Here is a 10,478-nt window from a genome sequence, read left to right as displayed (position 1 = left end):
CCCTGTGTTGGTCTGGGATGATCTGGGCAAGAGCAATCCGACCCAGGCGAAGCAGAAAAATTACTTTCAGATCGTGAACGAGAGATATAAAGCATGTCGGCCGATTTTGTTCAGCAGTAATGAGGACATTGAATCCCTCTCTGAGCGAATTGGAGGGGCCACGTGGAGCCGTTTGGTCGGCATGAGTGGGAAATATCTTCTGGCCACCGTAGGAGCCGACTACAGGCTTTCTAGGGTGGGATAAGTGACGGCATCCGCCTAACGGTGGAATCGAGATATTTATTTTGGGTGACGTAAAGGCGATAGCGCTAAGTGTAGAGCAGAGGGCAAAACAAAACCCCGTCAGTGATAATGAATCACATAGACGGAGTGAAAAAATAATTTTAGAGAAACTAGTGCTCCCATCACTATTATAGCACAACATGGGGGTGGGAACGTGGAAGATTTGATCCAGCAATATAAAGAGACACTGAAGGTAATCCGGAGAGAGAGAGAAACAGAGGAGAACCCATCAGCCCGGCAGACGTTAAGCGAAATGATCAGGGACCTAGAGTATGCGATTAAATGGATGACGACTGGCCGGCAACCGGGGAACACACGAGGAATAGAGCGAAGGGCAGCCTATCAACGGGAAAGGCCTACTGATCCGATCCACTTTCAGCGTTATGCCTACAAGGAAGCATTCCAGCAGCCGGAATGTACGCTATCGGATTGGGATATGTGGCGGGTAGAGGATGCCTTGTCCAGCCTGACCAAGTTGGAACGTGAGGTGTATATGATGAAGGTGGGGCAGGGGTTTTCAATGGAGAAGGTAGCGTCTTTACTTGGACTTACAAAAAGCTCGGTACAGACGATGTTAGGAAGATCACAAAAGAAGATGACGAAGCAAAAAGAAACCAGCCTATTTTGTGTTAGGTAAGGCTGGGGTTAAAGAGGTCTTGTTGTTTTGATTTATGAGTACCATTAAGAAATTGATCAAATTCAGGATCGTGATAATGAAGAATCCCTTTTTCCAGCACATCCTTAAACTTTATTTTAGGGTTATTGAGATGATCTAATTTTCCATCCACCAATTTTGTTTCCCATCGTTGGAAATAGGATTCTAACTCTATTGTAGGGAGCTCGTAAATCCTTGCAGGTTTTGTGAGGTAAAAAATGCCTATAACCATCGCCGAAATTTGTCTATATCGCTTAATTACTTCATGGTTTACATGATGGCACGTGGTAATACCTGGGTTTTTACGTAGTTTCCCGCTAGTGTTTATCAAATTGACCGTTTTGAGTTCAAAACGTTTATTTGTTTCAGGGTCTATCCCATCATCTCCATGCCTACCAAGCCCCTTTTTTAGACCAAACATTTTTAACAACAGTAGCTCTCGATATCCTCCATCATCAAAGACATGAATGATATCATGTTTCAAAGCTTCTTTCTCGATAGGGTCTACCATTGAAAGGATGTTGGTTATTTCATTCTTGATTTTCAATGTCACTTTCTTTAATTCCTCCATTGATCAGTTCAAATATACTTACTGAAAGTGCATTTGCCAATTTTAAAAGCGTAGTGTATGAAGGGTTTCGTTGGCCCGATTCTAATTGACTAAGATATGTTCTGTGCAAATCGGCTTTAAAGCTTAGCGATTCTTGAGATAAGCCTTTCTTCTCTCTGATTGTCCTGATATTTTGACCTAGAGCATCGAGGTCTTTCCTAAAGTGATTTGTCATAAAAAATCCTTCTCATATTGGGTTTGAACTGTAAATGGAATTATAGTACAATGAGGACATATATTCTGCAGACTATAGGCAACATTAACTGGGAGGGTGTGCTTTTTGAAACTAGCCTATCAAACAAGACGAGGGCAATTATACATTGGAAATTCATTAGATTTATTGGAAAGCTTTGAAGATAATTCAATTAACCTGGTTGTTACATCGCCGCCTTTTGCGTTACAGAGGCAAAAGGAGTATGGAAACAAAGGGCAAGAAGAGTACATAGACTGGCTTGCTACTTTTGCTAAGTTAATCAAAAATAAATTAAAAGAAGATGGGAGTTTTGTTCTTGATCTAGGAGGAGCTTATAAAAAAGGAGTTCCCGTTAGATCCTTATACAATTACAAGGTACTGATAAAGTTCTGTGAAGAAATCGGCTTTAATTTAGCGGAAGAGTTTTTTTGGTATAACCCTTCGAAATTACCCTCACCAATTGAATGGGTCAATAAAAGGAAAATTAGAGCTAAAGATGCAGTTAATACAGTTTGGTGGTTCTCAAAATCAACATTTCCAAAAGCCGACATTAAAAATGTTCTTGTTCCATATTCTGATAGAATGAAAAAATTATTGAAGGATAGTAATAAGTACTACAAACCTAAGGATAGACCATCAGGTCACAATATCTCAGAGAGATTTGGCAAAAATAATGGCGGCGCAATTCCACCCAATCTTTTGCATATACCTAACTCAGAGAGTTCTTCAAAATACCTTAAGCTTTGTAAAGCGACTGGTGTGAAAGGGCATCCCGCAAGGTTTCCTTCTAAGCTCCCTGAGTTTTTTATTAAGTTTTTGACAGACCCTGGGGATCTGGTAGTAGATATTTTTGGGGGGTCCAATACCACTGGTGAAGTCGCGGAATCTTTGGATAGAAAATGGATTAGTTGTGAATTGAATACGGAATATGCTGCCGCTTCGATATTTAGATTTACTAACAACGAATCAGAAGCCAAAGACTTGTATCAACAAATTGTTAATGGGGATACGGTAGACTTAAGTAGTTTTACACTTGTGTAGATATAATGTCTCGTCATACGAATGCCACTAGATAGTGAGAGGGAATATACATCGAAAAAACCAGGGCTGAATGCCCTGGTTTTTAGGTTTCATTTTTTAAGTCTGGTAGTAAAGTTGGTAGCAGGTTCGATTCCTGTCCGAAGCACCATAGTCGGAAAGATTTTGGTCATCGATGAACCGACTGTCGGTATAAGAATCTAGAAGAGAGCGGATATCAAACTCTCCAACATGACACTAAATTCCCCCTTCCTTACGAATAAAAGGTTAGGAGGGATGTAAATGGATAACAATGAACGTAAGACAACGTTTTTAAAGGCAGCCGAGGGCGGGCAGATAAATGTAAAAGGCACAACACGAGGGTATGGTTTTGATGTGGCCGCGGATGCTACTACAGGGGGCATGATAAATATTGAAGGGGATTTTAGAGCTACTGTCTCTAAATTGTCGGAAGAGCAGTTTGAAAAAATGAAAATTGAACTTGAAGAATTTATAGAAAGCCATCTCGAAGCAATGAAAAATGAAAAGAACAAAATCAATTGGAGTGAGAAAATGGTTGATTTTGTTATCCAATTTTCAGCGGCAGTGGCATCCAAACCTTTTTAACTGGAGAAATTACCGTAGAATACGAATTTACATTCGATTCTACTATTTATGAGGTGTTCTCGTGGCCGGGGTATCGAATAGGTGATGAAAGAAGAGGAGCCGATGGATGAATAAGCACCCAATGGGTGCTTATTTCTATAACTAAAGTAGTAAATTGTTATAACATTGTGTTAAACGCTTTTCCTCCCTTACCAGTTATCGTAAAGTATCTGGTAAGGGAGGGGTGCATATTTGAACTTTTTACGACGAATTGTAGGGTCTTTGCAGGATAAGAAAGGCGCTTCGACTATCGAGTACATTATCACGATGGCTGTGGCGGCATTGTTCGGATCGATCCTGCTTAATATCCTCTTTACATACGCTGTCGAAAAACCGATGAAGTACGTTATCGAAATGCAAATTCACTGCATTAACCAAGACCCTGAATGTAAAGCCACTGCCGAAGATGGAGAGACCGATCAGGGAGGGAACTCATCAAAGGGTTCAGCATCCAATCACGGTAAACCTTCTGAGGATAAAGGGTTTTGGGACAAGCTGATGCGAGAAGCAGGGGAGAAATGGGATGGTTTTAAAGAGTCCACTTCCCGCATGGCTTCCGATGTGAAAAAGGACGCCCAAGAGTTTGCGGATCATCCGTGGGAGAGCGTGAAGGATTTTGCCTCCGATACTTGGGAGGGAATGAAGTACGCTGGAGAAGTTACCTGGGAGTGGACGAAGGAACATAAAGAAGAAATAGCTGCGGTAGCCACCATAGCGGCAGGAGTAGGATTGCTGTTTGTCCCTGGTGGTCAGGCATTTGGTGCTGGTATCCTTATTGGTGCTGGAATCGGTGGAGGTATATCCGTTGCCCAGGGAAATGATCTGAAAACCATCATGGCGGATACTGCCATAGGTGGGCTGGCTGGAGCCGTTGGCGGTGGAGTATCTGGAGGAGTTGCCCGTGGACTTGGACGTTATGTAACCACAAAGGCTGCCCAGATTATGGGGAACTCCGCTGGCGGGGCTGCTGGTAGTATTGCCGACAACTTATTCCGAGGGCATAAGATTAACTGGAAGAATGCCCTTGCATCTGCTATTTTGGCGGGTGGGATTACGCACGGTGTACAACTGGCTCAGACCGCGTCACCTGTATTGGGGATTACTCCGAAGGCACAGCAGGCGGCTAGTCAATCGGCGAAGCATGGAGATGACGTTGCCACAAAGGGTACGGCACAAATTGTTGACGATGCAGGGAAGACATTTGCAAAAGATGGAAAAAGGTATTATGTAGACTGGCAGGGAAAAACACAAGAGTTGACTGGTGGACAATATGCTGGGGTTGGACATACAAAGATTGTTGATGGCAAAGAAGTAACGATCCCCTATAATGAAAAAGGCTATGCAGTTTTTGATAAATGGAACCGTTACTCCACCAAGTTAGACGAATCTTTGTGGTTCAAAGGAGACAAAACCCAATTTCGGGCACTTAACAAGGAGTTTTATGAAGTTATCAGCAAGAGTGAGACCAAGAAATCAGAGATAAATAAAGTGTTCTTTGATAATATCCGTAACGGAACAGGATCTCCAGGTGAGAACCTTACTAGAAAGTTGACAGCATTTTTAAACAAAAACACTGAACTGAAGGAAAGTTTAAGTGAATCAGAGATAAGAAGCCTAACAAGTGGCAAAGGCGATGCTGGATTGTATGATAAGATTACGAAAGACCCTAACCTAAGGAAGAAGTTTGAAGATGCTAATATGAATTGGATTAAGCAAGGCAAAGAGCCGGTTGGGTTTACATGGCACCATCACCAAGATCGAGGGAAAATGCAACTAGTGGAATATAAATATCATGCACATTCCCCCCACACAGGTGGACGACAAACCTGGGGAGGGTCAAAGAGGTAGGAGAGGTGAAGGAAATGAATTTGGATGATCTCAAACAAGAGGTAACACAGATTATTCAGACTGAAGAGGAGAATACGATCAAAGGCATCAAACAGGTTTTGGCCAAAGAGTACCCATCGGATACACGTTTTCTGTTATTTGACTTAGAAACAGATGGTGAGTATCTTTCAATTACTGTTCACTCAGCTATCAGTGTATCTAACATCCATAACTATCCTGAGCCAGGTATAGCTGGTGTCGATTTAACTGGAGACCTTGGTTTGGATGAGTTGGATCTAGATGAAGAAGATGTAGATGAGTTGGAAGATGAATTGATTGAGTTTGGGCGTAAATACTATGTGGAATGGCTGGCAAAGTGTTTTGATAAAGCAGGTGGAGGAAGCTATCCATTGCCCTGTGTGGCTCGCTTAGAAGATGACTTTTATCACCTCCAAAAGGGGCAATGGATTGAACCGGAAGAAATCTAGGCGAAAGTATGGTCGTTATATGGCCAGATAGGTAAACTTTATCCAAATGAATAGGAATGAGTTTTCTATATAGCACCTCATTTTGAGGTGCTTTTTCTATGGGAGGTGATGTTTGGATGCCATGGTGGTTTGATCCGGTACTTGCTGGAAACCTTTTTGTTGGTGCTGTTAGTGGTGTGTTGATCGGCGAGGCGATCATTCGGGGGATTGATTATTTGATTGAGAGAGGGGGCCGAAACCGCATCTAGGGGATGTAATGGAATCGGGGTGGTGATATGGCGAAGCTGACACCAAAGCAAAAGGCTTTCGCTGATTATTACATTGAGACGGGGAATGCATCAGAGGCGGCAAGGCGGGCGGGGTATAGTGAAAAGACCGCCCATAGGATCGGGCAAGAAAACATGCAGAAACCTGCAATTTTGGGCTATATCGACGGACGAATGAAAGAAATAGCCTCAGAGCGAATCCTAGGGGCTACAGAGGCATTAGAAATCCTTACGAGCATAGCAAGAGGGGAAGCAACGGAGGAGATTATAACGCCCACAGGAAAGGCTATAGAGAAAAGGGCCGACATTAACCAGCGACAAAAGGCGATTGATAGCCTAATGAAGCGGTTTAATGTGTTGGCAAGCCTAGCGAAGACTGAGGCTGAAGCGGAGTACATCAAAGAGAAAACGAAGCTGCTCAAAGGAGCTGCCAAGGATACAAGCCTATTGAATGCGCTTATTGACGTGGTGAACGGAGATGATTAGGTTTTCACCGAAGCAAAAGGAAATTATACGTGCACCGTTTGACGTAGCTCTTGAGGTGAACGAGGGCACACCGCGATCCGGCAAGACAACGGCGGGCGTTTTTCGTTATGCACGGTATCTTGTGAATACACCTGACGAGAACCACCTAATTACGGCCTACAATCAGGAGCAGGCTTATCGGCTGTTCATTGAATCCGATGGGCTGGGGTTGAAATACATTTTCGGCGATCTAGCATCCATCCGCCACAACGAAAAAGGCGATCATTTGGAAGCCTATACGCCGAACGGGATCAAGCGTGTTTATTACAAGGGCGGCGGCAAGGCGGACAGCGTGAAGGCGATCACGGGTATGAGCCTTGGAAGCGTGGTTTTTTGTGAGATCAACCTTTTGCATCTGTCCATGATTCAAGAATGCTTTCGCCGGACGTTTGCCGCCAAAATGCGGTATCATTTGGCCGACCTAAACCCACCCGCCCCGAACCACCCGGTTATCCGAGAGGTATTTGACGTACAGCGCACACGCTGGAAGCATTGGAGGATCCATGACAACCCGATCATTACCGACGAACGGAAAGAAGAAATCCGCCGGACGTTGGAGAAAAACCCCTATCTATTCGCCCGTGACTGGGAAGGGAAACGCGTTATGCCGGAGGGCGTTATCTATGGCATGTTCGATATGGAAAAGCATGTAACGCCGTCTTTACTTGGGGAGCCTTACGAAATGTATTTCACAGCAGACGGCGGGCAGAGTGACGCGACAAGCGTTTCATGTAATATTGTCACCCGGCACGATGGAGGGTTTAGATTAAACCGCGTGGCGCATTACTACCACAGCGGGGCCGAGACCGGGCAGGTTAAGGCGATGTCTGTTTATGCGCGGGAGATAAAGGCGTTTGTGGAGTGGTGCGCTAAAAGCTACGAAATGCGGTGGGCGGAATTTTTCGTCGATCCATCTTGCCGATCACTCCGGGAAGAATTACACATGGTGGGGATCGACACAAGGCCAGCGGACAACAACGCCAAGGATATCAAGGGGAGCGTGAAGGGTATCGAAGTAGGAATAGAACGAGCGCAAAACGCCATATCAGAGGAGCGTTTTTTTCTTGTCGACAACCCAAAATACGATCACTACAACTTTATCAAAGAGGTTGGAATGTACTGCCGGGGTGACAACGGCAAGCCGATAGACGATTTCAACCACGCATTAGATGAGTTTAGATATGCCGTCAACTATTTCTATAAGCGTTATGTATTGTGAGGCGAGAAGGGGGTGAGGGGCGGTGTTGAAAGGGCTTATAGCGAAGATAAAGGGGGTGTTAAACCGAATGGGCTTGATTAAGAACATAAGGACAGTATCAGACCTTAAAAACATCCCGATCACCGACGATTACTATAAGTTAATTACCATGTGGCTTGATCTATACAAAGGGTATCTAGCGCAGGACATTGACGGCATGCCCTTTCACCGCGTCGAATACAATACGATTGGGCAGGGGACGAGAAAACGCCGCATGAATACACTCCGAATGCCGAAAATAGCAAGTGAAGAAATGGCACGGTTGGTGTTTAACGAAAAATGTACGATCAACATTTCCGATGAAAGATTCTCGGAAGAGATCAAAAGCGTATTTGAGTACAACAAATTCCACAAGGTATTTCAAGACCGATTGGAATATATGTTTGCGCTGGGCGGCATCGTCCCGAAAGTATACGCCGAAACCGACCGGGCCGGGCAAACTCGAATCCAAATCACTTATGCAACGGCGGATTGCTTTGTGCCGCTTTCCTACTCCAACGATCACATTTCAGAGGGGCTTTTCGTGAATGTGACCCGCAAGGGCAAGTATTGGTATACCCTCCTAGAATGGCATCAATGGGAGGGACAAACCTATGTCATCCGTAACCAGCTATTCCGATCCGACATGGAGAACGAGCTAGGCGTGTTGGTTTCGCTGGATACACTTTATCCTGATTTGGAGGATGAGGTGAGGATAGACGGGCTGTCAAGGCCGCTATTCGTCTACATCAAGCCCAACATTGCGAATAGCTTTGACCTTCAATCCCCGTTGGGGATTTCTTTGTTTGCCAACGCGATAGACACCGTCAAAGCGCTCGATATCGCTTTCGATAGTTTGATCCGGGAGTTTCGCCTAGGTAAAAAGCGAATCATTGTTCCCGCCACGGCGATTAAAACCGTTGTTGACCCACAAACAGGGGATTTGAAACGTTATTTCGATGCGACAGACGAAGCCTATGAGGCGTTCAATTTTGACATGGCGGATCAACAAAAAATCTTTGATAACAGTGTAGAATTGCGCGTGGAGGAACACACAAGCGCTATCCAATCGTTGTTAGATGTTTTTGCTATGCAAATTGGATTTAGTCCGGGGGCTTTTTCCTTTGACGGCCAGGGAGTGAAGACGGCAACGGAAGTTGTCAGCGAGAACAGCAAGACTTTCCGAAGCAAGAACAGCCATGAGACGGTCATTGAGGAAGCGCTAAAAGACCTTATTACCTCTATTGGGGAGGTGGCCGAGCTATACGGGCTTTTCGACATGCCCGCCGATTTTGATGTTACCGTTGATTTTGACGACAGTATTGCAGAAGACCGGAACGCTAACGCCGACTTTTATCTAAAGCTACTCCAACAGGGGATTATCACGAAAGCCTTTGCCCTTGAAAAAATCCTTGCTCTAACCGAAGAACAAGCGGCGGAAATGGTGGAGGCCGTGAGAGAGGAGACGGCGACGGACACGCCGGATGTATTCGATATGTTTGGGCAAGACGGAGGGCAGCAGGGCGACGAGGGAGGCGGCGGGGGCGGTGGTGACTAATGCCGATCACCCTGGAACGATTACAGCAACTTTCCCAACCGCTGATTAACCTATACAACCAGATACAAACGGAAATGTTGATCAGTATAGCCAAGCGACTAAAAAGCGAAGAGGGCCGTTTAGTTGACAATGTGATTAAATGGCAAGCCAACAAACTAAACCAGCTAGGTGGGTTAACGAAAGAAAATATAACGATCTTGGCACGTATGGCGGGGATTGGGCCGAGGGACTTCATGAACCTGCTCCGGGAGGCCGGGGTGGAGGGGATCGGGCCGAACGAGTCTCTTTTAGCAGCGGCATTGAGAAAAGGCGCACCGATCACCGAGCCGCCGCCGCCCGTGGAAGATCCGACCATCACCCGTATCCTTGAGACCTACGAAAAACAGGCGACAGATACGCTCAACCTTGTCAATTCAACCTTGCTTTCACAATCCCAACAGGTATACCGGGACATCATTAACCACACCACGGCGGAAGTTTTGGCCGGGACAAAAACCCCAAAACAGGCGATCCGATCAACCATCAAGCAGTGGGCGCGGCAAGGAATCCCGGCATTGATCGACAAGGCAGGGCGTAAATGGAGCGCTGAGGGTTATGTGTCCATGGTTGTGCGGACGATGAGCAGCCAAATCACAAACGAAATGCAGGATGCCCGCTTTGGTGGGTGGGGTGTTGATTTGGTGGAGGTATCAAGCCACGCTGGGGCACGTCCCAAATGTGCGCCGTATCAGGGGCGCATATACAGCCGGAGTGGGCGCACGCAAGGGTATCCAACATTGGCGGACACGAGCAGGGGCCAGCCGGACGGCCTTTTCGGGATCAATTGCGGGCATTTCCAATACCCGTTTTTCCCTGGCATATCCCAAAAGCGATACAACCGCTATCCGAAGGAAGAAAACGACCGGGCATATAAGAACAGCCAGATACAAAGGCGGCTTGAAAGGGCCATTAGACAGGCGAAAACCGAGGCCCGCATGTTGGAGGCCGCAGGGGACGAAGAAGGAGCGAAAGAGGCACGGAAGTTGGTTAGGGCAAGACAAGCCCGAATGAGGAAATTTATCGAGGAGACAGGCCGGACGAGGCGGAGAGATCGGGAACAGATTCATTCTTAAACCTTTTGGGGGCTGTCCGTTTATCCGTAGTGGACGCTATAA

General features: G+C 45.8%; 12 protein-coding genes and 1 pseudogene. 11 read left to right on the top strand and 2 right to left on the bottom strand.

What is annotated here, in order from left to right:
• Both ACFOUO_RS00180 and ACFOUO_RS00175 read left to right on the top strand, forming a co-directional pair.
• Positions 1-244 (top strand): annotated as a pseudogene (locus ACFOUO_RS00180) (ATP-binding protein); the annotation flags it as partial.
• 192 nt (positions 245-436) lie between these two features.
• A complete protein-coding gene (locus ACFOUO_RS00175; protein WP_380700969.1) occupies positions 437-919 on the top strand; it encodes a sigma factor-like helix-turn-helix DNA-binding protein in 483 nt (160 codons plus the stop codon).
• On the opposite strand, the gene ACFOUO_RS00170 is transcribed toward ACFOUO_RS00175, so the two are convergent.
• Positions 912-1,490, bottom strand: coding sequence for a hypothetical protein (locus ACFOUO_RS00170; protein WP_380700967.1), 579 nt, complete (start codon positions 1,488-1,490; stop codon positions 912-914). The genes ACFOUO_RS00175 and ACFOUO_RS00170 overlap by 8 nt on opposite strands.
• Entirely contained in the window at positions 1,468-1,722 is a 255-nt protein-coding gene (locus tag ACFOUO_RS00165) for a helix-turn-helix domain-containing protein (protein WP_380700965.1), read from the bottom strand. The genes ACFOUO_RS00170 and ACFOUO_RS00165 overlap by 23 nt, the downstream gene beginning before the upstream one ends.
• Positions 1,723-1,827: 105 nt before the next feature.
• Between ACFOUO_RS00165 and ACFOUO_RS00160 the strand changes: the two genes are divergently transcribed.
• From ACFOUO_RS00160 to ACFOUO_RS00120, 9 genes are all read left to right on the top strand, one after another.
• Positions 1,828-2,781, top strand: a complete 954-nt coding sequence (locus ACFOUO_RS00160) for a DNA-methyltransferase (protein WP_380700963.1) — start codon at positions 1,828-1,830, stop codon at positions 2,779-2,781.
• A 279-nt stretch (positions 2,782-3,060) separates the two neighbouring features.
• On the top strand, positions 3,061-3,384 hold the full coding sequence (locus ACFOUO_RS00155) for a hypothetical protein (protein ID WP_380700961.1): 324 nt from the start codon (positions 3,061-3,063) through the stop codon (positions 3,382-3,384).
• A 231-nt stretch (positions 3,385-3,615) separates the two neighbouring features.
• Positions 3,616-5,271, top strand: a complete 1,656-nt coding sequence (locus ACFOUO_RS00150) for an HNH endonuclease (protein WP_380700959.1) — start codon at positions 3,616-3,618, stop codon at positions 5,269-5,271.
• 5 nt (positions 5,272-5,276) lie between these two features.
• The gene (locus tag ACFOUO_RS00145) at positions 5,277-5,738 is read left to right on the top strand and encodes a hypothetical protein (RefSeq protein ID WP_380700957.1); all 462 of its coding nucleotides are present in this window, start codon (positions 5,277-5,279) and stop codon (positions 5,736-5,738) included.
• 116 nt (positions 5,739-5,854) lie between these two features.
• Positions 5,855-5,986: a hypothetical protein gene (locus ACFOUO_RS00140; RefSeq protein ID WP_380700955.1), complete on the top strand. Its 132-nt coding sequence runs from the start codon at positions 5,855-5,857 to the stop codon at positions 5,984-5,986.
• 27 nt (positions 5,987-6,013) lie between these two features.
• On the top strand, positions 6,014-6,490 hold the full coding sequence (locus tag ACFOUO_RS00135; protein ID WP_380700953.1) for a terminase small subunit: 477 nt from the start codon (positions 6,014-6,016) through the stop codon (positions 6,488-6,490).
• Complete coding sequence (locus ACFOUO_RS00130) at positions 6,483-7,748, top strand: PBSX family phage terminase large subunit (protein WP_380700951.1); 1,266 nt, start codon at positions 6,483-6,485, stop codon at positions 7,746-7,748. The genes ACFOUO_RS00135 and ACFOUO_RS00130 overlap by 8 nt, the downstream gene beginning before the upstream one ends.
• Before the next feature lie 22 nt (positions 7,749-7,770).
• On the top strand, positions 7,771-9,324 hold the full coding sequence (locus ACFOUO_RS00125) for a phage portal protein (RefSeq protein ID WP_380700949.1): 1,554 nt from the start codon (positions 7,771-7,773) through the stop codon (positions 9,322-9,324).
• Complete coding sequence (locus ACFOUO_RS00120) at positions 9,324-10,436, top strand: phage minor capsid protein (protein ID WP_380700947.1); 1,113 nt, start codon at positions 9,324-9,326, stop codon at positions 10,434-10,436. The genes ACFOUO_RS00125 and ACFOUO_RS00120 overlap by 1 nt, the downstream gene beginning before the upstream one ends.
• The last annotated feature ends 42 nt before the right edge of the window (positions 10,437-10,478 follow it).

It is taken from the genome of Salinithrix halophila (genome assembly GCF_042650125.1).
GTDB classification, from domain to species: Bacteria; Bacillota; Bacilli; order Thermoactinomycetales; family DSM-45169; genus Salinithrix; species Salinithrix halophila.
Note: the sequence above shows the minus strand (reverse complement) of the source record. Positions and strands in the feature narration are given on the sequence as shown.